The organism is Bacillus sp. SKDU12, assembly GCF_010093085.1.
GTDB classification, from domain to species: Bacteria; Bacillota; Bacilli; order Bacillales; family Bacillaceae; genus Bacillus; species Bacillus mexicanus.
In genome coordinates this window covers 201695-226836 of the sequence record NZ_MSRC01000007.1, presented here as the reverse complement: position 1 = coordinate 226836, position 25142 = coordinate 201695, and the positions used below count along the sequence as shown (strand labels likewise).

Below are 25142 nucleotides of genomic sequence, written 5' to 3'. Positions count from 1 at the left end.
TTCTAATTTGCCGTAAGCTTTTTGCAGATCATCGTGCCAAGCCATCTCGCTGCAAGATTAAATACTAGAACAGAAATCACCAGTACCGCAGAACCTCCGTTGGCAATCGATTCAGCATCTGGAATGATCCCTTGCGTATTGACGTTCCAAATGTGAACCGCCAGTGTTTCAGCGGGCCTGAAAATATTAAAGGGCGATGTTTCAGAAAACGGGTTCCACTCTGTAAAATTCAGACGCGGTGTTGTCAGACCGGCAGTAAATAATAATGCCGCCGCTTCCCCGAACACCCTTCCTGACGCTAAAATAGCTCCTGTGATGATAGAAGGGATCGCACTCGGAATTAAAACCGTTTTTACGGTATGCCAGCGTGATACACCTAAAGCGAGAGAAGCTTCCTTCAGATCTGCAGGGACTGAACGGATCGCGTCTTCTGTCACACGCACCATAACAGGAAGGTTAAACACAGTTAACGCAAGCGCTCCGCCTATGATCGTATATCCCCAGCCTGTTAAGTTGACGAACATCAGCAATCCAAACATCCCGATGACAATTGATGGAAGAGATGACAGCACCTCTATACAAGTTCTAATGAAATCAGTCACTTTGTGATGAGGCGCATACTCAGCCATGAACACTCCGCCGCCCACACCGAGCGGGATTGTAATTATCATCGTGATAAACAAAATATAAAAGGAATTGAATAGCTGGTCGCGTATTCCTCCTCCAGCTGCAATCGCGCTTGATTTTGTCGTAATAAAATCGAAGCTGAGCTGGGAAACGCCGTTTATTATAATATAGGAAAACAAACCTACCAAAATGGCAGCGATGATGGCTGCACACAAACCAAACATTCCAGTCGCCAGTTTATCTGTTAGTTTGCGGTTCATTACACTTTCCTCCTAGATGACAAGTAGCGAATAAACAGGATAAACATAAATGACATGACCAGAAGCACAAGCCCCATGGACCATAGCGTATTGTTTTCAACACTTCCGTATGTGGTGTGGCCCATATTCAGCGTGATGATCGTTGTCAGTGTTCCGGCGGTGTCAAACAGGCTTTCCGGCAATACCCTTGTATTTCCAATGACCATCTGAACAGCCAAAGCCTCTCCAAACGCTCGTGCCATACCAAGCACAATAGCCGTCATTAATGTTGGAAAAGCTGCAGGCACAAGGACTTTTCTGATCGTTTGCCATCTAGTCGCACCTAATGCGTAAGAACCTTCTCTTAAGCTCTTCGGAAGGGCAGCCATCGCATCAGCAGAGATCGATGTGATGGTCGGCAGAATCATAACGGAAAGGACAATTGTTCCCGCCAATAAACTGTGCCCTGTTCCGCTCGATTTGAACTGAGCGATAAATGGCACCAATACTGTAAGACCTATGAATCCATAAACAACTGACGGAATGCCGACTAAAAGCTCAATTACCGGCTGCAGCACTTTCTTTCCCCAATTCGGCGCAATTTCTGTCATAAAAATTGCCCCTGCAATGCCAAGCGGTGCAGCAATGAAAGCAGAAAGAATCGTGACTGCAAATGACCCAAAAATAAATGGCAGCACTCCGTATTTTGGATCAGCATCTGTAGGGTTCCAATTTAAGCTCGTTATGAATTCAATTGGGCTTACACCATTTACAAGAAAAGATTGCAGCCCCTTCACGCCGAGGAAAATAGTGATCGCAACAGACGCCGCAATCATGATAAACGCACACGTTGTTACAAGCATTCTTCCCCGAACTTCATCCAATTGCCGATTTTGCCTTGAGCTGATCAAACGCTCGCTCACAGACCTATTTTCTCTATTGTTTATCATTGTTTTACACTCCTATGAATGTGTTAAGAGGAGAAACGGCTGTCTCCGCACTCCTCTTTTTATGAAGCTCAGCTCTGCTTCCCGTTTGCATCGCGTGTCACTTTCATATCAGTAACCGGAATGTAGCCTTGGTCAGTTACAATGCTTTTTTGAATATCTTCACTCTTTAGATAATCAAGAAATTCTTTAGCTAAATCTGTCGCTTCACCTTTTGTATATGAATGCTGATAAGCCCAGATGGGATACTCGCCTGTTGCAACATTTTTCGCTTCAGGCTTTACGCCATCAATAGATAGAGCAGTAACCTTGTTATCAGTTACATACGAGAATGCAAGATAGCCAACCGCTCCCGGAGTATCAGCGATGATTTTTTTCACTGTGTTGGAAGAATCTTCAGTAATGCCTTCTGCAGGTTCTTTTCCGTCAAGCGCATATTTCACAAATGTAGCACGTGTGCCAGAAGAATCTGGACGGTTTACAAGTGTAATCTTTTGGTCTTTGCCGCCAAGCTCTCTCCAGTTTTTGATTTTGCCGGTGAAGATTTTTTTCAATTCATCTTTTGAAATATCCTTCACACCAGCATGAGGGTTTACAGCTGCTGCCATGCCAACTACTGCGACTTGATGATCAACAAGCGCTTTTGCATCGATCCCTTCTTTTTCTTCAGCAAAGACGTCTGAATTTCCGATCTGCACAGCTCCTTCAGACACTTGAGAAAGCCCTGTTCCAGAGCCGCCGGCCTGTACCTGTATATCAGCATCAGGGTTTTCTTCCATAAATTTTTCTGCGGCCGCAAGTACTAATGGCTGCATAGCCGATGAACCAGAAATGGTTAAAGAACCTGATGCCTTTTCTTCTCCTTTTGCAGAATCGCTATTCGATTTTTCTTTTTCTCCTGCATTTCCGCATGCAGCTGCAATCATCATAAAAGCAGCCATCAGAAGCATAAGCACACATTTGTTTTTTTTCATTTCCTGAATTCCCCCTGCGTATAATGTGTAATTTGTCCTACACGTATAGCGTAAAGGTTTTGTGTAAAAGGGGTTTGAATCAAATGTTAAGGTTTTGTAAATCAATGCGTTTTTTTGTATAAAAAAACGCCCACATGATGTGAGCGTTTCTTTTTAGTGATCAGAAGACGTTGTGTTTTCTGCTTTTTCTTCAATTTTGTTTTTATTCTTTTGCTGCGTACCTTCTTTGTCCTGCTTTGATTTCAGTTCAAAATATTTGTCCAATACTTCTCTGCCGATTTCGTTTGTAATGGAGAATCTTTCATTATAATCAATGTAAGTCCATGGAACTACGACAGAAATAGCGACCTCAGGATTATCAGCAGGTGCATAAGCGACAAGTGTCGTATTATAAGTGCTTGTGCCTGCTTTTGATTTATCCGGTCCGTCATAGAATGATTGGGCTGTACCTGTTTTTGCAGCCGGTTTATAAGATGCTGAAGCCAATTGACCTGCAGCAGTCCCTTTAGTGGCAACCCGTCTAAATCCAGCTTGGACCTCTTCTATATAGCTACTCTTCATATCAACTTTATTCAATACTTCAGGCTGAACAGATTCAACAACAGCGCCGATTCCTTTTTTCGCATCTGACTGTCTGACTTCTTTTACAAGCTGAGGCTTCATGCGATAGCCGCCGTTTGCAATCGTTGATACATATTGCGCCATTTCCAGCGGTGTATATGTGTCATACTGACCAATCGCATAGTCCAGCAAGAATCCCGTCAGTCTGTCTGTTCCTTTATAGCCTGTCATTTCATTCGGAAGGTCAATTCCCGTTTTGACACCTAGTCCAAATTGGCTAAAGTGATTACGGAATGTATCAAAGGCCGCCGTATCAATCGGCAATGCTTGATGCGGTTTATATTCTCCTTTACCGAGCGCGATTGCCGTTTTAAACATAAATACGTTGGAAGACTGTTCTAAAGCCCGTTGAATATTAACAGAACGCAAATTTTTCCATGATTTCTTACCGACTTTATCTTGACCTATATACAATGGTTCATCGTAAAATACCGTATTCAAATTAATAGCGCCAGTTTGCAAGCCGGTTAAAACAGTTGCACCTTTAACAGCTGATCCCATGGCATAGGAGGAAGTCATGTTTCCTAATGCATAATCATCAAACTTATAGGCTCCGTTTTCTCGTTTAATCTGCTTGCCTGCCATCGTCAGCACTTCACCATTTCTCGGATCCATCATGACAACGAATGCGCGGTCCAACAATTCGGTGCTTGCATGTGCTTTAGCAGCTTTAAGTTTCTTTTCAATAATTTTTTCCACTGATTTTTGTAAATCAATATCAATCGTAAGGACGAGATCTTTTCCGGGTTTGCCTTCAGAAACGGTTTTCGTTCCTGTCACATTGCCTTTTGCATCTGTGATGTTTTCCACTTTTGCTTTTTGGCCCTGCAGCAGGCTTTCGTATTGGTATTCCAGATAGCTTTTTCCGACCCTGTCATTTCGGCTGTAGCCCAGTGACAGATAATGGTCAAGCAAGTTGGACGGCAAACCTTCATTAGAGTTGGAAACACTTCCAAGCACTGAGCGAAGAAGGTTTTTATACGGGTATTCACGTTGCCAATCAGACGTGACATCAACACCCGGCAGTTCATCTAAATGTTCACTCACTACCGCCATTTCCTTCGCTGATACATCCTCATTTTTAATATATTGAGGAGTCAACGCATATCCTGAGTCCATCTGTCTTTTGATGGCGAGGATCTGCATGTCTTTATCCGTCAGGTCATTCAGCTGCTTATCTGTTACCCGTTTCAGCTGAAGCTGATATAAATCAGCATCGGATAATTTTTTGTCTTGAACCTGCTGTCTTTCTTTAGATGTAATCAGCTTTTTTGCTTCTTTCGGTCTGGTCAACATCCAATAATCTTTTTTATCCCGTTCTGTTACCTTTTTTGTGTCAACTTTAATCATGTCAGACAGTTTTTTTGCGATCGTTAAACGCTGTTTTTGCGTCGTCGATTTAGATCTGGTGTATGTGATTGCATTTAAAGCCTTGTTTGTCACAATGGAATTAAAGTTTCGATCATAAATTTTCCCACGCGGCACTGCCGAGCTGACTTCACTTTGTTCCTGCTTATTGGCTTGATTTTTGTAATCATCGCCTTGCACGATCTGTTTAATGCCCAGTTCCACAATGATCCAGGTAAATATAACAAAGGCAGCTAAAAATAAAATATTCAGCCGGATCGGAAGCGACTTCTTTTTCTCTTTATGATTTTGCTTTTTCGGTTTATTTCTCCTCATAACATCACCTTTTTCTATTTACAGAAAGAAAAGACACTCAAGTAAGAGTGCCAGTTTTCATTTTAAAGGTTTTTTCGACTTTTTTCTACAGATAACTCCTTTTTGACAAAAAATTATCTTTCGCCTTTTAAAAGATTCGGTTCCGTTACCCGTTTTTGGCCGTCTTCTTCCATGGTTTCATTTTCCTCTTCTTTTTCCTTAAAACTGATATCCTTGACAAAGTAATAAATCAGCGGATGTCCTATGCCCAATATCGCGAGTGACAAAGGAATTCCCACTTCCTCTTTTAAAAGGGCTACGATGAGAAGAAAGCATAAGATGGAAACAATCCTGCCAGCGTTTAAAAATAGTTCCCTCAGAACAATATATTCAATTCTTGCTTTTCTGGCATGCCTCGCCCGGCCGATCACATCATATGTAAGTGATACATATGGCACGAGCAAAAGCGGATATCCGATGGCAATAAAAACGCCGTACGTCAATAACGTCGTAAAGCTCATATGAAACAAAATCAAAAACAGCGCGCCATATAGAATAAGTCCGCCCAGCAAAATTGATTTTTTTCTCGCCTTTTTCTTAATCAGCCTGGAGGCAAAGTAGTAGGCAAAGAAGGAAACGGCTGAGTTGACGAGTCCGAATGTGCCGAGGGCCAGTTCGCTGTTTGTCTCAATAAAAACAAATACACTAATTAAAAAGACAAAAATCCCTTCTCTCAACCCTTGAAAAAAATGCGCATTCGTGATTCTCCGCCAATTCATATTGCTATGGCGCTCTCCAAATACTTTACTCAGCATAAAACGGCCCTTAGATTCTCTTCGTTTTAAGAAGAAACTCATCATAACAGCCAGAGCAAATAAACTGAGAGAGAGGCTGAAAATCACTGTATAACCCGTATTATTTTCAAGTCTTGAGATAACGAACCCGGCTACAATCGGACCGATCATTCCTGCAGAGGAAGACAAAATACCCATAAATCCGTTGAAGAAATCTCGCGTCTCCGGTTCTGTTATTTCAAAGGTCAGCACGTTAAACGCAAGCCAATAAAAGCCATAACCCACCCCGAGCACCGCACCGATCAGAACGAGACGGCTGGCCGCTGTTTCTCCGGCTAAAAGCACACTTAAATAAAAGGCAGCTAAAAAGATGACACCGAACCTTAAAATGAACACCCTGTCTATTTTTTTGGCTAATCGTCCAGCCAAATAAAAGGTTATCGGCTGCATCGTCACAATGGATAAGTTATATATCGCCAAATCAACAAATTTTCCTGACTGCTTCCAAAGGTACACATTCACAAATGTATTGGACAGTGCAATTCCCAGTGAGTAAAGTCCGCCAATGGTCAGCAGAAAGAGTAACCCTTTGTTTACCTCTACATCGCCAATCACTTTTTTTAGTTTGCTCATTACTGACTCCCCTTTACTATCCCTTAGTCTGTCTCACTCAAACCGAGATATGTAAAAAGAAGACATAAAAAAACAAGACCCTGCAAGCAGGGCCTTGTTCGTGTCATTATTTTGCTTCGCTGTATAGACGAGCCACTTCGTCCCAGTTCACAACATTCCAGAATGCTGAAATGTAGTCAGGACGGCGGTTTTGATAGTTAAGGTAGTAAGCATGCTCCCAAACGTCAAGACCTAAGATAGGTGTTTTGCCTTCAGAAAGCGGAGAATCTTGGTTTGGTGTGCTTGTGATTTCAAGTTTGCCATTGTTCACAACAAGCCATGCCCAGCCAGAACCGAAACGTCCAGCCGCAGCTGCTCCGAATTGCTCTTTGAATTTGTCAAAGCTTCCAAATACACTATTGATCTCATCAGCTAGTGCGCCAGTCGGCTCACCGCCGCCGTTTGGAGATAAAAGTGTCCAGAATAATGAGTGGTTCGCGTGTCCGCCGCCGTTGTTGCGAACTGCAGTGCGGATGTTTTCTGGAACAGAATCAAGATCTGCAACAAGCTCTTCAACTGATTTGTTTGCAAGAGCAGTGTTTCCTTCAACCGCTTTGTTTAAATTTGTCACGTATGTGTTATGGTGTTTCGTATGGTGAATAGTCATAGTTTCCTTATCAATATGCGGTTCTAAAGCATCGTACGCATAAGGTAGTTCTGGAAGTTTGTAAGACATGATAAATTCCTCCTTAGTTATATATGTACTGAAATGCCGCTTTCACAGCGAGCCTTTCCTTCATTTAATGTACCAAAAGAATACTTTGTAATCAATGAAAAAGCTCACACTGCGGTTCATTTCAGCAGACATATTTCACTTTAACCGATAATCCGTGCCCTTAAACCTGCCTACCTTCATTCTTATAGGACCGTCCATAAAAAATATCCGATCATGAAAAGCTGTATGACACCCTTCGCAATCACTCCAGATAGAAAACCAATGAGTGAGCCGAGCCCGATTTTAAACGCTGACTTGATGTCCTTTTGATGGACGATAAGTTCTGCACAAACCGAGCCGATAAACGGCCCTAATATGATTCCCGCAACCGGAATGACGAAAGGTCCGATCAATAAACCGATCGTGCTTCCCCATATAGCGGCCCTGCTTCCGCCGAACCTTTTGACTCCAATCAGATTAGAGACATAATCTGCGGCGAATAATACGGCGGCAAAAACAGCTTCAATGAGCCAAAACATATAAGAATACGGGCTGAACGAAAACAAAAATCCGTACAATATAAAACCGGCAACAATAAATACGACACTCGGAATAACGGGGTACACCAGCCCGACAAAAGCGATGATAAATACCGCCGCAATCAACAGCCAATACAACAAATCCATAGTATCCATTCTCCCTTTCTTCATCTATCTTCTTCATGTCTTCCTTGTATTCACACGCAGGCAACGATACAATAAGCAACATATATTAAGTATAGCTAGGAAGTGAAGATAGTGAATGTATTTCAGCTTTTCATCAAAAGTACATACTCTCCCCGTGATATTGCAAAAACAAGATTTCAAGGAATCGGGAAAGCAATTCTCTATGTATTTTTGCTTTCTGTCCTTTTTGCAATTCCAACCGCTTATTATGTAAGCTCAGGGACTGTAAATTCAATGAACGGCTTTAAAACCGTTTTAAACAAAGATTTCCCTGATTTCACAATTTCAAACGGCAAACTTCAAACGGATGAGAAAAAAGCCACGGAATCAGAGGCAAATGGTTTCGTTATTGTGTTTGATCCGACAGACGCCTATGGCACTGAGCAAATTAAAGCAAAACAAAACGCGATTGGCATCCTTCAGAACAAATTTGTGTTGTGCATTGACGGACAAGCCCAAGAAATGCCCTACTCCATGATGCCGTCAGATTTGACAAAAAAAGATGTTGTTGCAGGTTTAAATCAAAATCAAACGATGATCGTAACTGTTCTCTCAGTTCTCATTTTTCTTGTGACAGCTGCAGGAAAGTTTATTGAAGTATCGTTTTTAGCGCTTATCGGGATCATCATTAGGAATGCACAGAAAAAGCACCTGTCCTATCACCAGCTCTGGAAGCTTTCTGCTTATTCCATCACCCTTTCGACTGTATTCTTTACAATCATGCGCGCGTTAGAAGTGATCGTTCCAAGTGAATTTTTGCTGAACTGGTTTGTCAACTTTGTCATCCTATTCCTTGTTTTAAAAGAGATTCCGTCTAAAAAAGTTCCTGTATAACCCGAGACTGCATTCGCAGTCTCTTTTCTTTTGTCATGAATCAAATTGGACAAGCATACTATAGTATAAATTTTGTATGCGGGAGGAAAAGCGATGAAGCGTGTCATCTTTGTATGCAGCGTTGTTTTTATTCTTTTTATTCTTTTTTATGACCTTAAAATTGGAACGATCCCCATTCAAGACCTCCCTGTCTATAAAGCATCAGCAAAAACGGCTCCACAAGGACAAGCGTTTAAAACGGTGAAGGTAAAGCCGGGTGACACGGTTATGTCAATCGTCGGAACAGCAGATTCTCCAGATGACATCGTAAAGGATTTTGAAGCACTGAATCCCAACGTAAAGGCCAACACCATTCAAGCCGGTACAGCGTATAAATTCCCGGTCTACCCCTAATTAACGTTAATTTCTTGTCAGTTTGGCGAAGACACTGGTACAATGTAATTTGTAAAATAAATTCACATAAACCATACTAGAACTGTTTACATCTAGAAGCGGCAACTACAATTAAGGAGCGATTGCAAGTGAGTGAAATCACACATCGTACAAAAACGCGTCCCGTCAAAGTGGGACCTTTAACAATAGGCGGCAACAATGAGGTTGTCATTCAAAGCATGACAACAACAAAAACACATGATGTAGAAGCAACAGTGGCGGAAATTAACCGTTTGGCTGAAGCCGGATGTCAAATCGTCCGGGTGGCATGTCCGGATGAACGGGCAGCAAACGCCATCGCAGATATTAAAAAACGCATTTCGATTCCGCTCGTTGTTGACATACATTTTGATTATAAGCTTGCGCTAAAAGCGATTGAAGGCGGCGCAGACAAAATCCGAATCAACCCCGGCAACATCGGCCGCCGCGAAAAAGTCGAAGCGGTCGTTAAAGCAGCTAAAGAAAAAGGGATTCCGATCAGAATCGGCGTTAACGCTGGTTCACTGGAAAAACGGATTTTAGAAAAATACGGTTATCCGACTGCTGATGGAATGGTAGAAAGCGCCCTTCATCATATTAAAATCCTTGAAGATCTTGACTTTCATGATATTATCGTCAGCATGAAGGCATCTGATGTAAACCTTGCGATCGAGGCATATGAAAAAGCATCAAAAGCTTTTGATTACCCGCTGCATCTCGGGATTACCGAGTCAGGAACACTGTTTGCCGGCACAGTAAAGAGCGCAGCAGGACTCGGCGCAATTTTAAGCAAAGGCATCGGGAACACATTGCGTATTTCATTAAGCGCAGACCCTGTGGAAGAGGTAAAAGTAGCAAGGGAGCTTCTAAAATCTTTCGGGTTAGCTTCAAATGCTGCCACACTCATCTCATGTCCGACTTGCGGGCGTATTGAGATTGACCTTATCAGCATCGCCAACGAAGTGGAAGAGTATATTTCTAAAATAAAAGCGCCGATTAAAGTCGCTGTTCTCGGCTGTGCCGTAAACGGTCCTGGTGAAGCTAGAGAAGCTGATATCGGTATTGCCGGAGCACGCGGTGAAGGACTGTTATTCCGGAAAGGAAAAATTGTCCGAAAGGTTCCAGAGGAAACAATGGTAGAGGAACTCAAGAAAGAAATTGACATTCTTGCAGAGGAACACTATGCAAAGCTTGAAGCTGAAAAAGCGAATTTAAAAGAAGAGACACAAAAAGCTTGACGGGAACCCGTCAAGCTTTTTTGTGTTAAAAAAATGGAATAATAAATATTCCAAGCACTAATGAGACAACACCGATACCCATTGCCCAAGCGCCAAGGCCTTGGGCACCTCTTCTTCTTGCAATATATCCGACAATAATACCGACAGCGCCCAATAAAACAGGCAGTACAAACAATGAAATAATCGACAAGGCTAAAGCAATATAGCCTATTCCGCGTCCTTCATTGACATTGTCTCCACTGCGGTCATTTTCTCGGTCATTGCGGCGGTCAGCAGCACGGTAAGGTTCTGCGATTTCAGCAGACGTTTCCTCAAAAAAACCATCATTGTCACGGGTTATATTTGTTCCTTCTGAACCATGATCAACATAGTAGCCATTGTTATCACGTTTTTCGTAATCGTTTGCCACCTTCAATTCCCCCTTCTGTTTTATTAAAGGAGCTTTTATAGTTTGATCTATTTCGCCTGTTTCATGTTTGCTAAACTTTTCTGTTAATGTCAATTGTTTATGTTACACTTGAAGGGATGAAACTGAAGGAGTGTGGGCATGTTACGCTTAGGAATAGATATTGACGGCACAATCACGGCTCAAGATACATTCGTCCCTTATTTGAACCGCTCGTTTAATCTTTCCATTTCATTAAACGATATGACGGATTATGATTTAACAAAGCTGTTAAACATTACCCAAGAAGAATTTTGGGATTGGATGAATCAAAATGAAGCAATTATATATAAAGAAGCATTGCTTGCACAGCATGCAAAACAGTCGCTTGACCTCCTCAAAGAGGAGCACAAGCTTATTTATATTACAGCGAGACGGACTCATTTAACTGATATTACCTATGAATGGTTTAACAGACAAGGCATCCACTACGACCACATCGAACTTGTTGGCGGCCATCACAAAGTTGAAGCAGTTAAAAATCACAACATCGACTTGTTTTTTGAGGATCATCACGGAAACGCTATGATGATCGCAAAAGAAGCCGGTATACCTGTAATTTTATTCAATTCCCCTTATAACCAGCTTCCGATTGACTCAAACATCATTAGAGTAAACAACTGGCTGGAAGCTGTTCAATGGATGGACAAAAACAAACATCATTTCATATGTGTCAATAACTGAAAAAGGAGCCCGCTTCAAAACCGGGCCCTTTTTTATATACACAATTATGCAGTGGCGTTTTTTTGGTTTTCCGCTGTACAGTCGGGACATGTGCCGTAAATTTCAAATTTATGCCCGCTGATCTGATAGCCATCCAAATCCTCACAAAGCTTGTCCATCGGACATGATTCGATCTCCTTCGTTTTCCCGCAGGCAAGACAGATAAAGTGATGATGATGATGAGTAAATGAACATTTAAATCGGAAGAGCTTTTCACCTGACAGCTCAGTTGTTTCCAAAATACCAAGTTCTTCATATAAAGAAAGGTTTCTGTAGATTGTATCAAAGCTTAAACCAGGATAATCATCATTTAATGCAGAAAGTACGTTTTTAGCGGTAAGATATTTGTCTGAATCAGCAAAAAGCTGCAGCATATCCTCCCGTTTGTTTGTATATTTATATCCATTTTCTTTCAGTAGGTTCAGCGCTTCTTGTACGTTCATGAAGGTTCCCCCTTTTCGCTTTGCTTAAGAACGTATCGCATGTATGCAAAAGAAAATGGCAGCTGTCCGACCAGCAAGCCATTTTCTTTACTGCAGATAAAATTATACCCATTAAATGAATAAAAGTAAATGAAAGCCTAGTGGATTGCGTTTTTGAATTTCCCGCCTCGTGTCTCATGGGTATTCATAATCGTAATGAATGCATTAAGATCAACTTCAAACACGATCGATTTCAGCTTGGTCACTTCCAGCCTTGTGACAACCGCATAAATGACGTCCTTTTCTTCGTCCGTATATCCGCCTTTTCCCTTCAGCTTTGTTGTTCCGCGACCGAGACGGTGCAAAATCGCGTCGGAAATCTCATCATATTGATCAGATACAATAATGACAGCTTTTGTTTCATCAAGTCCCTGAATCACGGCATCAATGGTTTTCATTGCAATATAATAAGTCATGAAAGAGTACATCGCTTGCTCAGGGCCAAACACAAAAACAGCCCAAATGAAAATGAATACATTGATGAGCATCACGAACTCACCTACTGAAAACGGCAGCTTTTTCGTCAGTAAAATCCCGAGAATTTCAGTACCATCCATTGAACCTCCGTTTCGGATAACAAGCCCGACACCAAAACCGAGTAAAAGGCCTCCGAATACAGTCGCCAAAATAGGCTGTGTTGTAATAGCTTCTACATGGTGAAGCAAGGATTCAATAACGGCAAGCCCGCCAATCCCAATCATCGTAGAGACAAGAAAGGTCTTACCTATATATTTATAGCCAAAGATCATAAAGGGAATATTTAACACGACAACAAATAAAGCAAAATTCAGAATTGGGGTTGACTTAAAGAGGTGGTCTAAAATAAGTGATACACCGATGATCCCGCCATCAATAAAATCGTTGGGAATTAAAAATAATTCGATGCTCACAGCCGCGCAGGCAGCGCCTATCAAAATTAAGAAGACTCTGAAAATAAAGAAGGGAAATGTTTCTTTCTTATGTTGTTTTGTCGGGGTCATAAAATCTCCTTTCCTGCAATAACTATTTTACATACATTATAAATCGATTTTACCATTAAACACTGACACATTTTGCTGATTTGTCCATACATTAAGCTTGGAGGTGGAAGATTGATGATTTTATTTCAAAAAATCATTTTGCAGCGGCTTAATCAAGCTACTGCTGACGATTTGCTGAAGTACTCAAAACAATACGGAATTCATTTAACAAGAGCACAGGCCATTGAAGTAGCAAACCTGTTATACGGGAAAAACGTGAACATTTTCAATGAGAGTGAACGAATGAGGCTGCTGAAACAAGTAGAAACAATTACGTCAAAAGAAACAGCCCAAACCGTTAATGAACTATTCAAACAATTCACAACCTAAAAAATGGGGGACCACTCCCCCATTTTTTATTGCTGTAAAATTTTTTCAAGCAGTGTATCATCAAATTGTTTTTCTTTGAGCATTTCGATCTCAAAACGGTATGGCGGCTTTTTATTCTTCTTATCTTCACCAACATATGGTGTCTCAAGGATTTTCGGAATGTCTTTTAGTTGCTCATGATGAATCACATATTGCAGTGCATCAAATCCGATTTCACCAAAGCCGATGTTTTCATGGCGATCTTTTCTTGCTCCTTTGACATTTTTGCTGTCATTGACATGAAGCACTTTAATACGGTCAATGCCGACGATTTGATCAAACTCATTCAGCACTCCGTCAAAGTCTTCAGCAATGCTATAGCCAGCATCATGTGTATGGCATGTGTCAAAGCACACTGAAAGATGCTCATTGTGTGTCACACCTTCTATAATCTGTGCAAGCTCCTCAAAGCTTCTGCCGCATTCTGATCCTTTTCCTGCCATTGTTTCTAATGCAATCTGGACATTTTGATTCGGATCAATGACTTCATTTAAGCCTTCTATTATTTTTTTGATGCCTGCTTCAGCTCCCGCTCCTACATGAGCGCCGGGGTGAAGGACAATTTGCTTCGCTCCGATGGCAGCTGTCCGCTCAATTTCAGAACGAAGAAAATCGACACCAAGCTCAAAAGTGGACGGATTTGTCGTATTGCCAATATTAATAATATAAGGCGCATGTACAATAATCTCGTCAATGCCGTTTTCTTGCATGTGTGCCCGGCCGGCTTCTATATTTAAGTCTTCAATTTTCTTGCGGCGCGTATTTTGCGGTGCGCCTGTATAGATCATAAACGTGTTCGCCCCATAAGAGACTGCTTCTTGGCTTGCAGCAAGAAGCATATGTTTTCCGCTCATAGAGACGTGTGAGCCTATTCTCAGCAACAGGTTCCCCTACTTTCTTTTTTTAGATTGACTTCTTCTCTGTTTTTTCTTGATTTTCTCCATCTCGTAGCCCATTTTCTTTTTATAGCCAGGCTTTACCTTCTTCGGCTTTTTCACGAGGCGCTGCGCAATTTCATCCGCTTCATTCGGCGTTTTTTTCCGTTTCTTGCGGCGCTGGCGGTCATCGCCTTTTTTCCACTCGCCTTTTTCAAGCTCTAAGTAGTCAAATTCGATGCCCATTTTCTCAAGTCTCGCTAATGCATCTTCATCAGAAAGCTCGTAAATCGTCATCGCTTGTCCTGATGACCCAGCGCGAGCCGTTCGGCCCACACGGTGAACATAGAAATCGAGATCGTCCGGCAGCTCATAGTTGATAACATGACTGATACCTTTAATGTCAATCCCTCTTGCAGCAAGGTCAGTTGCAATGATATAAGTGAATTCCAAATCATTGATCTGCTTCATGACTTTTTTCCGTTCACGAGGTGTTAATCCGCCGTGCAGAAGCCCGATTTTCATACCTTTTCCAGTTAGATATTGAGCGATATGATCAGCAGTGTTTTTCGTATTGGCAAACACAATTCCTAAATATGGATTCAGATGAGACATGATGTCAAAAAGAAGCTTGTCCTTGTCACGATGTTTCGAAGGAATGAGAATATGTTCGATTTTCGCAGCAGTCACCTGTTTTGGCTCCACATGAGCATATTTCGGATTTTCCATGTATTTTTTCAAAAATGGTTTCAGCTTTTCCGGAATGGTCGCTGAGAACACAAGCATCTGCAAATCCTCAGGCATACGGGAACCAATGTAATCTACATCTGCAATAAATCCCATGTCCAGCATTAAATCAGCTTCGTCAATGACGAGAGCTTCCGCTTTATGAACACTTAACGCCTGTTCTTTGATTAAATCAGCAATCCGTCCAGGCGTACCGACAACGAGATGAGGCTGTGTCTTCAGTTTATCAATTGATTTTTGTTTATCTGTTCCTCCGATAAAACATTTCGAGCGAATACGGCTGCCTTCCTCACCCTGTGTGATTTTCAGAGCTTCTTGATGAATCTGGTTGGCAAGCTCTCTTGTTGGAGCCGTAATAACTACCTGAACCACATCTTTAGCAGGATCGATTTTGTTTATTAAAGGCAGTAAATAAGCGTGTGTCTTTCCAGTTCCCGTCTGCGACTGGCCGATGACGCTTTCTTTTTTTAACACTGCAGGGATCAGCCTTTTCTGTATATCAGTCGGTTCGTAAAAACCAAGGCGGTGTACTGCATCTATAATAAATGGTTTCAATTCATAAAGTTCAAATTTCGTTTCTTTCATTTTTCCCAGCTCCTTAAAGCGGCACATTCTGTGTCCATCATCACATTATACCCGATTTTGTATAAAAACACCACGTTTGCAAGGCGGTTGTTTTATTCAGTTTTATAAAGCAAATACCGCGGCCCATGCATATTCTAATAGCAGAGAGAGCTGAAAGGAGGTACAAGTATGTTTTCACCGCAGCAGCCGATGAGAAATTTTCCGCAGCAAGGACCGCCCCGCCCTATGCCAAATCAGCAAATGATGGGTAGAAGAGCGTTTAATATGAGCAGACCATCATTTGGACCGCAGCAGCAAGGTTTTCAGCAAACGAGAGCATTTTTCCCCCAGGCAAATGCCGGAGCGGGAAATAGCGCTGGCGGAGGCCTAAAAGGAATGCTGTCAAAATTCTTACCCGGCGGAGGTGGCGCTGGCGGCGTCGGAGTCCCAGGAACAGGCGTAGCAGCGAGTGGAGGAGCAGGTCTGCAAGGCATTCAAAACATCGCCAATCCCGCATCTTTATCAAGTATGCTCGGGAATGTTCAGAAAGTGCTCGGCATGGCGCAGCAAGTTACTCCTATGATCCAGCAATATGGCCCATTAGTCCGCAATCTGCCGGCAATGATGAAGCTGTACAGCCAATTAAGTAAAAGTGATGATGCAGAGAGCAATGAGGAAAACGAAAAGCAAACAGATTCAGAAGAAACCTCAGAAACAGAAAATGAAACTGAAGCAAAAACCGCTGATGAGAAAGATGAAAAGAAAGATGAAAAGAAAGATGAAAAGAAAGATGAAAAGAAAGATGAGAAAGATGAAAAAGATGAGAAAGCTGTGAACAAAAAATCAAAACCCAAAAGTTCTTCTCAGCCCAAGAAATCAAAAACACCCGATAATAAAGAACAAGAATCAAAGACACCTTCTCCAAAGAAAAAGAAAAATGCATCTTCTTCACCGAAAAGAACATCAGGCAGTTCAAAGCCGAGATTATATATTTAACATTCTTTGATATCTGAAGTGAGATTGGCTATAATGAGATCAGAAGAATGCAAGAATAGAGCCGTTTGATTACGGCTTTTTATATTGCCTTTACCCACTTCAGTATTGGAGGACAACCGAAATGGACGTAATTAAAATTTCGCCGCGCGGCTATTGCTATGGTGTTGTTGATGCTATGGTCATTGCCAAAAACGCATCACTAGATAAAAGCTTGCCAAGACCTATCTATATACTCGGGATGATTGTTCATAATAAACACGTGACTGATGCGTTTGAAGAGGAAGGAATCTTTACTTTAGACGGCGCTAACCGTCTGGACATCCTGAAGCAGGTTGAAAAAGGAACTGTCATTTTTACTGCGCATGGTGTTTCTCCCGAAGTCAGAAAAATCGCTGAGGAAAAAGGATTAGTTGCAATTGATGCGACATGTCCTGATGTGACGAAAACCCACAATTTAATTTTAGAGATGAAAGCAAAAGGTTATCACATCATCTATATCGGCAAAAAAGGCCATCCAGAGCCTGAGGGAGCCGTGGGCGTAGCGCCTGAGATCGTTCACTTAGTTGAAACAGAAGAAGATGTGAAAAACCTTGATATCCAAGCAGAGAAATTAATTGTGACCAATCAAACAACGATGTCTCAATGGGACGTTCACGACATTATGGAGCTTGTCAAAGAGAAATATCCTCATGTCGAATATCACCAGGAGATTTGCCTCGCAACTCAAGTGCGGCAGGAAGCTGTATCAGAACAGGCAACAAAAGCGGACTTAACAATCGTTGTCGGCGACCCGAAAAGCAACAATTCAAATAGGCTCGCTCAAGTATCAGAGGAAGTAGCCGGCACAAAAGCATACCGAATCGGCGATCTAAGCGAATTAAAGCTCGAATGGCTGAAAGGCGTGAATACCGTCGCAGTTACTGCGGGCGCTTCAACACCAACGCCGATCACAAAGGAAGTCATTCGATTTTTGGAGCAGTATGAGCATGGAGATCCATCAACTTGGACAACGGAACACAATGTACCGCTCAAAAAAATACTCCCGAAAGTAAAAGCAAAAAACTGAGGCTGTAAAAGCCTCAGTTTTTTTATAGAAATGTAAATGGATTTGTATCTGTTTCAGAAACAAATATATTTACGGCCAGCTTTTTATCACTGCACATTGACGCCAGTTTTCTCTTGACGCCTTCTTTCATGATTTTCTCTGCATAATGACCCGGATCAACAACATTCAATCCTAGCATCATCGCATCATGAGCCACATGGAAGTATAAATCTCCTGTCACATAAACATCGGCGCCCTTTCGTTTCGCCTGATGAATATACTTGTTTCCATCTCCGCCCAGAACAGCTACCTTCTTCACCAAGCTGTCAGCTTCACCCACCATTCTGACGCCATTCACTTCGAGCTTGTCTTTTACAAATAAAGCGAATTCCTGAAGTGTCATCTCCTGTTTGAGCGTTCCGACACGGCCGAGCCCTTTTTCAGCAGGAGACTGTTCGACAGGATAGATGTCGTAAGCGACTTCTTCATATGGATGGCTATTTATCATTGCATTTATAACAGCTTTTTCGATACTTTTAGGGAACACAGTCTCAAGCCTAACTTCATGAACAAGTTCAAGTTCTCCCACTTCCCCAATAAAAGGCTGAGCGCCATCTAATGGCTTAAAGCTGCCGATTCCTTCAGATGAAAACGCGCAATGGCTATATTCGCCAATATGACCTGCTCCCGCATTTCCGAGCGCCGTTCTGACCTGCTCTTCATACTCTTTCGGTACGTATACGGCCAGCTTTTTCAAAGGATCGGTGTAAGTAGGCACCAGCACCTCTGTTTCACTCAGCTCTAATGCTTCAGCAAGCAAATCATTCACACCGCCGTCTGCAACGTCTAAATTAGTATGGGCTGCATAAACGGCAATATCATGCTTCAAACACTTTTCAATTAACCTTCCGGCAGGCTGATCTGTTGAAATGTGCTTTAACGGTCTGAAAATAGGAGGATGGTGTGCAATAATTAAATCAACCTCTTTTTCAATCGCTTCATCGATTACACTCTCTAATACATCAAGTGTAACCATCACATTTTGAATTGGTTTGTTTAAAGTGCCAATTTGCAGGCCGATTTTATCCCCTTCGACCGCATAGGATTTCGGGGAAAATTGCTCAAACAGCTGGATAATCTGCTGCCCATTTACGTTTTTAGCCATGATCGATAACCTCCTTTAGCAGCTCTATTCGTTCTGCGAGCTCCTTTAATTTCTGCTTATTCTGCTCTGTACTTGCAGCTCGGCTGATTTGTTCATAAATACTTTGCGTGTGCTGAAACTCTTGTGTCCATTTTTTCAAAAAGACAGCATTCTTTTCTTTAGCCAAGAAAGGACCGACGAGCATTCCGGCTGATAAAGAAATACCGGCATAGGCCGCATCTCTGTCCCCTGCTTCAGCGACAAGCACCTCATAACACTTTCCGTCTTCTTCAAGGATCATTTCATCTGTCAATTCATATCCTTCTTTATAAAGCCACTCCCTGATATGAACAGCATGGATATTCGGCTGTAAAATAAGCCGCTCCTTCCCCGTTAATTTGTCTTTACCCGTTTCTAAAATGTGAGCAATCAATGATCCGCCCATTCCGGCAATCGTAATGGCATCGGCTTCACCTTTTCTTAGGACCGCCAAACCATCTCCTTGTCTTACCGATATATGCGCGCTTAAGCCTGATTTTTCAACCTGCCGCTTGGCTGACAGAAACGGACCGTCTGTTATTTCTCCCGCAATTGCCCCGCTGGCTTTATGATTCAGCACCGCATAACATGGAAGGTAAGCGTGATCAGACCCGATATCAGCCACCACCGCCCCATTCGGTATGTATTCTGCTACTGTTTGCAGTCGTTTAGATAATTTTAATTCATTCACTTGTCATCACAACTTTTCTCCATCATTTTTTCCTTTACTATCATATAAAAAATCAGCCCGGAATCCAAGCTGAGTGAATGATTTTCAGTTTATTTCTTTTGTTGTGTTTACATGCGGCAGACAAAAATAAAAGGCTGACGAGATCGTCTCGGCGGCCTGAGAACATATAAGGAGAAATACATTTTTATTTAATGTTAGACACCCACTTTGCCATATCATCCAGCTTATCGGCCGGAACAAGCCCTGAAGGCATTCCATTACCGCCTTTTTCGATCTTTGTTTTAATGTCAGCGACGTCCTTCTTATCCCCTACACCTTTTAAGCTCGGCCCTGAAACACCTTCATAATTTTCACCGTGGCAAGAAATGCAATTTGCCTTATATATATCCTCCGGTGAAGCGTTTGCATCTTCCTTTTCAGCAGATTTGCTTTCTCCGCCGCTTGCAATTTTCCGAGAATCATCAAGTCCCTTTACTGAAAAAAAGAAAGTTAGACCAATTCCTAAAACAGCGATCAATAAAAATGGAATAAGCGGGTTCCATTTCATTTCCCTTCCCCCTTTGTGATCCTTACCCCTATGTAAACACTTCTAATTCTAACTTATTTTTACAAAATGTAAATGGATTACTATACAAATTTTTTTTATTCACACTTTATACAAAATTGAATAGAAACAAATCTCTTCCTCTAATATTCTTTTTATTCTATTGTATAATGGATTGTATACGCTTACAATAGAAAATATGGAATCGTATTTTGAAACTTTTCGTCACAATGTTCATTTGCAAATGACTTCATTTTTCAGTAAAATAAAGGCATCTTAACCATATATCTTTTAAAAACAAAAAAAGAACGGATCTACAAGACCCGTTCCATTCTATTCGAGGAAATCTTTCAAACGTTTACTTCTGCTAGGATGTCTTAGTTTCCGCAACGCTTTAGCTTCGATTTGTCGAATACGCTCTCTCGTTACTCCAAATACCTTGCCGACCTCTTCTAATGTTCTTGTACGGCCGTCATCAAGACCGAATCGAAGGCGCAATACATTTTCTTCACGATCAGTTAACGTATCAAGTACATCTTCCAACTGTTCTTTCAACAGCTCATATGCAGCGTGATCTGAAGGTGAAGTTGCTTCTTGGTCTTCAATGAAGTCACCAAGATGCGAATCATCCTCTTCACCGATCGGTGTTTCCAACGATACAGGTTCTTGTGCAATCTTTAAGATTTCACGTACTTTTTCAGGTGTTAAATCCATATCTTCCGCAATTTCTTCAGGGGTTGGTTCTCTACCTAAATCTTGCAGCAATTGACGCTGCACACGGATTAGTTTATTAATGGTTTCAACCATATGAACAGGAATCCTGATCGTTCTCGCCTGATCGGCAATGGCGCGAGTAATCGCCTGTCTGATCCACCACGTAGCATACGTACTGAATTTATAACCTTTGCGGTAATCAAATTTTTCAACGGCTTTCATCAGGCCCATGTTGCCTTCCTGAATCAAGTCAAGAAACAGCATTCCGCGTCCGACATACCGTTTCGCGATACTGACAACAAGCCGCAGGTTCGCTTCAGCCAATCTGCGTTTAGATTCTTCGTCACCTTCTTCAATCTTTTGAGCATAGGCGATTTCTTCTTTTGCAGATAGAAGGTTAACCCGGCCGATTTCCTTTAAATACATACGAACCGGGTCATTGATTTTGACACCAGGCGGTACACTTAGGTCATTAAGGTCAAATTCTTCTTCGGCTTTGGCAAGCTGCTGAATATTAGGATCTTCTGTTTCTTCATTCTCACTAATTAATTCAACACCTTGTTCACCTAAAAATTCATAATACTCATCCATTTGGTCTGATTCAATTTCAAAGCTGGACATACGCTCGGCAATCTCTTCATATGTCAGAACGCCACGTTTTTTACCAGCCTCAGTTAATTGCTCTTTCACTTGGTCGAATGTTAATTCTGTCTCGTGGGTTTGTTTATCAGCCATTATGGATCCCTCCTTCCAAAGCTTGCAACGAATTCTATAAGCGGTATGATTCTTATTCGGTCCATTCAGGCTTTTCTATGTGAACCGCCTATTAATGCGCGAATAATGAAATGACAATTCATGATGAGGTCAAGCGATCTATTTGCTCCTCCGCAAGGAATCATTGCCAATACATGCTTCTCATCATTTTTACCAGCTATTTTAAAGATCGGTTCAATGTAATGATTTCTTGAGCAAGAGAAGCAGCTCTTAAAAAATCTTTTTGCCTTTCGGCTTCGGCTCTTTCCGCCTCTTTTTCTTTTATCATTGACCAATTTTTGTGATTCAACACTTTTTTTACATAATCTGATAACTCGGCTTCACTGAGTTCTTGATTAACCTGAAGCATTAGTATATCAGACAAAAGCTGGCTTATATGCTCATCCGTCACCCTGGCTAGAAGATGCTGAGGTGTCAGTTCAGCCCCCTCTTCATAAAAAGCATAAAGATAGGCAGCTAATGCGCGGTGCTCATCAATATTAAATTGAAAGCCTACCCGGTCAATTACTTTTTTGATAACTGTCCGATCTCTCAGCATATGAGCGAGTAACAGCCTTTCTGCATTTTCATACGCCGGACGCAGACGTCTTTGCCTTGCCTTTGTCGTCAGATGCGCTCGCCGTGTTTTGGTTTCACCGCTATTGTCAGCAGGTTTGCTTTGCTTGCTAAAAACAGCCAGCTGCTCAGTCAACGACTCCTGCGAAAGTGAAAACTCCGCAGCAAGCTGTTTTACATAGACTTCCTGCTCCAGCGATCCTGAGAGCGAGCTGATTTCCTTCAGTACATCTTTAATGTAAGCTAAGCGATCGCCTTCATCGGACAAGTTCTTTCCTTTTCGGAAATATTGCATTTTGAACGCCATTACGGTGACACTGGCATCGATAATATCGTTTTTAAATTTTTCCCCGCCGAACTTTTTGATGTAATCGTCAGGGTCCAGCCCGTCAGGAATCATTGCAATCCTGACTTTGCAGCCTTTATTTTGGAGAAGCTCTGAAGCTTTTAAGGTGGCTTCATAACCGGCTTTATCAGAGTCATAGCAAAGAATGATTTCTTCGACATTTCTTCTCAAAATCTTGACATGTTCATCTGTCAGAGACGTCCCCATCGTGGCTATGCTTTCTTTTACGCCTGAGCTTACAGCCGATATAACATCCGCAAATCCTTCAAATAAGACTGCTCTTTCCTGCTTTCTGATATGAAGGCGGGCTTTATAAAAATTGTAAAGCAGCTTACTTTTATGGAAGAGCGGCGTTTCAGGACTGTTCATATACTTAGGCTGCTGGCTGCCAAGCGCCCTGCCTGAAAAAGCAACAACCGTACCGTGATGATCATGGATTGGAAACATGACGCGGTTTCTGAAGCGGTCAAAATATCCGCTGCCGTCTTCGCGTCTGATCAGGAGACCCGCTTTTTCCATTTCCGCTTCACTAAAGCCTCTTTTTACGAGAAATTTTGTGATGAAGTCCCAAGAATCGAGCGCATAGCCAATCTGAAATTCATCAATCAGCTCTTTCGTAAAGCCTCTGGAAAGAAGATAATCCAGTGCCTCTTGACCTTCTTTTGTATTTATTAACAAATGATGGTAGAATTTCTTCAAGAGCTCATGAGCCTCAGCCATTTTTTGTTCTCCAGACGATTCTGTCCGGGTTCCGGAATGGACTGTTATGTCATCTGGAAAATCAATTTGGTATTTGTCAGCAAGGTGAGAAACCGACTCGGCAAATGTATAGCCTTCCATCTGCCTTAAAAAAGAGAAAACATTGCCGCCCGCTCCGCAGCCAAAGCAATGAAAAATCTGTTTGTCGGGCGATACGGAAAACGAAGGTGTGCTTTCTCCATGAAAAGGACAGAGTCCAAAATAGTTTCGGCCTTGCTTCTTTAATTGAACATAATCACCTATGACTTCAACGACATCTGCCGACTTTTGCACCTGATCCACAATTTCATCTGGTATCCGATTTCCCATCTTATAACACTCCGTCGTACATTATTCGATGCATTAGTGCAAAATCCCTTCATCATTCGACAGGATTTTTTGCAGCAGTGTAATAAATCGTTCTCGATCTTCATTATTCAATTTTTTAGGCCCTTTACTGTATATGCCTTTTTTCCTTTGTTTACCAGAAAGATGACGGCTCTCAAGAGCAAAATCAATCGTGTCTTCTTTGTAGAGACGCCCTCTTTCCGACATGACGGAGACATTTCTATTCAACAGCAGGGATGCTAAACCGATGTCCTGTGTTACAACAATATCTCCCGGCTTTACGTGATTTGCGATATATAAATCAGCAGCTTCTTTATGAGGATCAACGTACTTCCATTTTTCTTCATTGCTTCTGGAAAGCTGATAATGTTCAAATGAAGCGACAAAAAGAACTTGAACTTCATAATGGGATGCTGTTTGTAAAATTTCATCTTTTACCGGACAAGCATCTGCATCGACAAAAATCGTCTTTTCTTGTTCATTAAGAAGAGTAATTCTCCATCCCTCCATTAAACTCCTGCATAAAAGCAAGCAAATTCACACACCCTTTATCATTGCGGATGTATTTACGTTTGTCGAAAAATTTCCCGGAGAAATTCTTGACATCTTACCCATAATAGTTTATTCGTATCACACGAACCTTAAACCTAAAATTAATCATTTTATCACAATTTTTTATTATAATACAAACTTCTTAAAGATGCTATTATTTTTCATTATTCCCTTTTGGCATAACCAAAAACCCAGGATAGAGCGTCCTGAGTTACATATTTTTTGTTTTGAGATGATGGATAATATTCGCTGTTTCTTCAACCGCTTTATTTGAAACATCCACTATCTGGCACCCGATCCGATCCACAATCTTTTCGAAGTATTCCAGTTCCTCTTTGATTCTGTTGATATTTGCATAAATCGCTCTGTCATTGAGCCCGAGTGATTTTAATCGTTCTTTTCTGATATGATTCAGTTTGTCCGGACTGATCTTTAAGCCGATGCATTTTTTCGGGTCAACATGAAAGAGTTCTTCCGGCGGATCAACCTCGGGAACAATCGGAACATTTGCAACCTTCAGGCGCTTGTGGGCGAGATACTGGGACAGCGGTGTTTTAGACGTTCTGGATACACCGATCAACACGATATCAGCTTTTAAAATCCCTCTTGGATCACGTCCATCATCGTATTTCACTGCAAACTCGATGGCCTCTACTTTTTTGAAATAATCTTCATCAAGCTGGCGCACCCGCCCCGGTTCGTATTTCGCTGTTAAACCGTAGGCTGTTTCCATTTTATCAATTAACGGGCCAATAATATCATAATATAACACATTTGCTTTTTCCGCTTCGGCAATCAAATATTCTCTGATCTCTGGCACCACGAGTGTAAAACAAATAATGCCGCCGTCTGTCTTTGCAAGGGAAATCACTTCATTGATTGTGCCTATATCTTCAACATAAGGTATTCTTCTTACATGTGTATCGTCCGCCGAACCGTTAAATTGGCTTAGCGCTGCTTTTATGACCAATTCAGCTGTTTCACCGACGGAATCCGATACAACATAGATGATGCGATTATTCATATTATCCCC

Annotated in this window: 26 protein-coding genes; 7 read left to right on the top strand and 19 right to left on the bottom strand. The window is 41.7% G+C overall.

Annotation, left to right across the window (positions count from 1 at the left end):
* Positions 1-2 precede the first annotated feature (2 nt).
* From pstA to BTW01_RS07575, 7 genes are all read right to left on the bottom strand, one after another.
* Positions 3-887 carry a phosphate ABC transporter permease PstA gene (gene pstA / locus BTW01_RS07605; protein ID WP_162102406.1) on the bottom strand — a complete coding sequence of 295 codons (885 nt, stop codon included), beginning with the start codon at positions 885-887 and terminating at the stop codon, positions 3-5.
* The gene (gene pstC / locus BTW01_RS07600; protein WP_162102405.1) at positions 887-1816 is read right to left on the bottom strand and encodes a phosphate ABC transporter permease subunit PstC; all 930 of its coding nucleotides are present in this window, start codon (positions 1814-1816) and stop codon (positions 887-889) included. The genes pstA and pstC overlap by 1 nt, the downstream gene beginning before the upstream one ends.
* Positions 1817-1884: 68 nt before the next feature.
* Entirely contained in the window at positions 1885-2787 is a 903-nt protein-coding gene (locus tag BTW01_RS07595) for a phosphate ABC transporter substrate-binding protein (RefSeq protein WP_162102404.1), read from the bottom strand.
* A 153-nt stretch (positions 2788-2940) separates the two neighbouring features.
* Positions 2941-5091 (bottom strand): penicillin-binding protein 2A, encoded by a 2151-nt coding sequence (gene pbpA / locus BTW01_RS07590; protein WP_162102403.1) that lies wholly within the window; start codon positions 5089-5091, stop codon positions 2941-2943.
* 113 nt (positions 5092-5204) lie between these two features.
* A complete protein-coding gene (locus tag BTW01_RS07585) occupies positions 5205-6497 on the bottom strand; it encodes an MFS transporter (protein ID WP_162102402.1) in 1293 nt (430 codons plus the stop codon).
* 106 nt (positions 6498-6603) lie between these two features.
* Complete coding sequence (gene sodA / locus BTW01_RS07580; protein WP_162102401.1) at positions 6604-7212, bottom strand: superoxide dismutase SodA; 609 nt, start codon at positions 7210-7212, stop codon at positions 6604-6606.
* A 182-nt stretch (positions 7213-7394) separates the two neighbouring features.
* The gene (locus tag BTW01_RS07575) at positions 7395-7877 is read right to left on the bottom strand and encodes a DUF456 domain-containing protein (RefSeq protein WP_162102400.1); all 483 of its coding nucleotides are present in this window, start codon (positions 7875-7877) and stop codon (positions 7395-7397) included.
* Positions 7878-7988: 111 nt separating this feature from the next.
* Between BTW01_RS07575 and BTW01_RS07570 the strand changes: the two genes are divergently transcribed.
* The 3 genes from BTW01_RS07570 to ispG all read left to right on the top strand — a co-directional run bounded on the left by BTW01_RS07570 (position 7989) and on the right by ispG (position 10399).
* On the top strand, positions 7989-8750 hold the full coding sequence (locus BTW01_RS07570; RefSeq protein ID WP_162102399.1) for a DUF1189 domain-containing protein: 762 nt from the start codon (positions 7989-7991) through the stop codon (positions 8748-8750).
* Between the two features lie 93 nt (positions 8751-8843).
* Positions 8844-9143 (top strand): LysM peptidoglycan-binding domain-containing protein, encoded by a 300-nt coding sequence (locus BTW01_RS07565; RefSeq protein ID WP_162102398.1) that lies wholly within the window; start codon positions 8844-8846, stop codon positions 9141-9143.
* Positions 9144-9265: 122 nt separating this feature from the next.
* Positions 9266-10399, top strand: coding sequence for a flavodoxin-dependent (E)-4-hydroxy-3-methylbut-2-enyl-diphosphate synthase (ispG, locus tag BTW01_RS07560; protein WP_162102397.1), 1134 nt, complete (start codon positions 9266-9268; stop codon positions 10397-10399).
* A 25-nt stretch (positions 10400-10424) separates the two neighbouring features.
* Here the strand turns inward: ispG and BTW01_RS07555 are convergent, their stop codons facing one another.
* Positions 10425-10814, bottom strand: coding sequence for a DUF308 domain-containing protein (locus BTW01_RS07555; RefSeq protein ID WP_162102396.1), 390 nt, complete (start codon positions 10812-10814; stop codon positions 10425-10427).
* Positions 10815-10946: 132 nt separating this feature from the next.
* Between BTW01_RS07555 and BTW01_RS07550 the strand changes: the two genes are divergently transcribed.
* Complete coding sequence (locus BTW01_RS07550) at positions 10947-11528, top strand: hypothetical protein (protein ID WP_162102395.1); 582 nt, start codon at positions 10947-10949, stop codon at positions 11526-11528.
* Positions 11529-11572: 44 nt separating this feature from the next.
* Here BTW01_RS07550 and zur read toward each other — a convergent pair whose 3' ends face one another.
* Together zur and BTW01_RS07540 are read right to left on the bottom strand one after the other, a co-directional pair.
* Positions 11573-12010, bottom strand: a complete 438-nt coding sequence (gene zur, locus BTW01_RS07545) for a zinc uptake transcriptional repressor Zur (protein ID WP_162102394.1) — start codon at positions 12008-12010, stop codon at positions 11573-11575.
* Between the two features lie 137 nt (positions 12011-12147).
* Positions 12148-13029, bottom strand: coding sequence for a YitT family protein (locus BTW01_RS07540; protein WP_162102393.1), 882 nt, complete (start codon positions 13027-13029; stop codon positions 12148-12150).
* A 114-nt stretch (positions 13030-13143) separates the two neighbouring features.
* Here BTW01_RS07540 and BTW01_RS07535 point away from each other — a divergent pair, with 114 nt between their 5' ends.
* Positions 13144-13398: a DUF2624 domain-containing protein gene (locus tag BTW01_RS07535; protein WP_162102392.1), complete on the top strand. Its 255-nt coding sequence runs from the start codon at positions 13144-13146 to the stop codon at positions 13396-13398.
* Between the two features lie 26 nt (positions 13399-13424).
* On the opposite strand, the gene BTW01_RS07530 is transcribed toward BTW01_RS07535, so the two are convergent.
* Entirely contained in the window at positions 13425-14318 is an 894-nt protein-coding gene (locus tag BTW01_RS07530) for a deoxyribonuclease IV (protein WP_162102391.1), read from the bottom strand.
* 9 nt (positions 14319-14327) lie between these two features.
* Positions 14328-15644: a DEAD-box ATP-dependent RNA helicase CshB gene (gene cshB, locus BTW01_RS07525; protein WP_162102390.1), complete on the bottom strand. Its 1317-nt coding sequence runs from the start codon at positions 15642-15644 to the stop codon at positions 14328-14330.
* A 168-nt stretch (positions 15645-15812) separates the two neighbouring features.
* On the opposite strand from cshB, the gene vrrA reads away from it, so the two are divergent.
* Together vrrA and BTW01_RS07515 are read left to right on the top strand one after the other, a co-directional pair.
* Entirely contained in the window at positions 15813-16619 is an 807-nt protein-coding gene (vrrA, locus tag BTW01_RS07520) for a VrrA/YqfQ family protein (protein ID WP_162102389.1), read from the top strand.
* A 121-nt stretch (positions 16620-16740) separates the two neighbouring features.
* The gene (locus BTW01_RS07515; RefSeq protein ID WP_162102388.1) at positions 16741-17685 is read left to right on the top strand and encodes a 4-hydroxy-3-methylbut-2-enyl diphosphate reductase; all 945 of its coding nucleotides are present in this window, start codon (positions 16741-16743) and stop codon (positions 17683-17685) included.
* Between the two features lie 22 nt (positions 17686-17707).
* Here the strand turns inward: BTW01_RS07515 and BTW01_RS07510 are convergent, their stop codons facing one another.
* The 7 genes from BTW01_RS07510 to BTW01_RS07480 form a co-directional block, all read right to left on the bottom strand.
* Positions 17708-18829, bottom strand: coding sequence for a Nif3-like dinuclear metal center hexameric protein (locus BTW01_RS07510; RefSeq protein ID WP_162102387.1), 1122 nt, complete (start codon positions 18827-18829; stop codon positions 17708-17710).
* Positions 18822-19472 carry a tRNA (adenine(22)-N(1))-methyltransferase TrmK gene (trmK, locus tag BTW01_RS07505; protein WP_238391407.1) on the bottom strand — a complete coding sequence of 217 codons (651 nt, stop codon included), beginning with the start codon at positions 19470-19472 and terminating at the stop codon, positions 18822-18824. The genes BTW01_RS07510 and trmK overlap by 8 nt, the downstream gene beginning before the upstream one ends.
* A 250-nt stretch (positions 19473-19722) precedes the next feature.
* The gene (gene cccA / locus BTW01_RS07500) at positions 19723-20085 is read right to left on the bottom strand and encodes a cytochrome c550 (protein ID WP_162102386.1); all 363 of its coding nucleotides are present in this window, start codon (positions 20083-20085) and stop codon (positions 19723-19725) included.
* Between the two features lie 330 nt (positions 20086-20415).
* Entirely contained in the window at positions 20416-21531 is a 1116-nt protein-coding gene (rpoD, locus tag BTW01_RS07495) for an RNA polymerase sigma factor RpoD (RefSeq protein WP_162102385.1), read from the bottom strand.
* Positions 21532-21727: 196 nt separating this feature from the next.
* The gene (gene dnaG / locus BTW01_RS07490; protein ID WP_162102384.1) at positions 21728-23539 is read right to left on the bottom strand and encodes a DNA primase; all 1812 of its coding nucleotides are present in this window, start codon (positions 23537-23539) and stop codon (positions 21728-21730) included.
* A 33-nt stretch (positions 23540-23572) separates the two neighbouring features.
* Entirely contained in the window at positions 23573-24067 is a 495-nt protein-coding gene (locus BTW01_RS07485; protein ID WP_162102383.1) for a YaiI/YqxD family protein, read from the bottom strand.
* A gap of 253 nt (positions 24068-24320) precedes the next feature.
* On the bottom strand, positions 24321-25133 hold the full coding sequence (locus BTW01_RS07480; RefSeq protein ID WP_162102382.1) for a pyruvate, water dikinase regulatory protein: 813 nt from the start codon (positions 25131-25133) through the stop codon (positions 24321-24323).
* Positions 25134-25142: the final 9 nt, after the last annotated feature.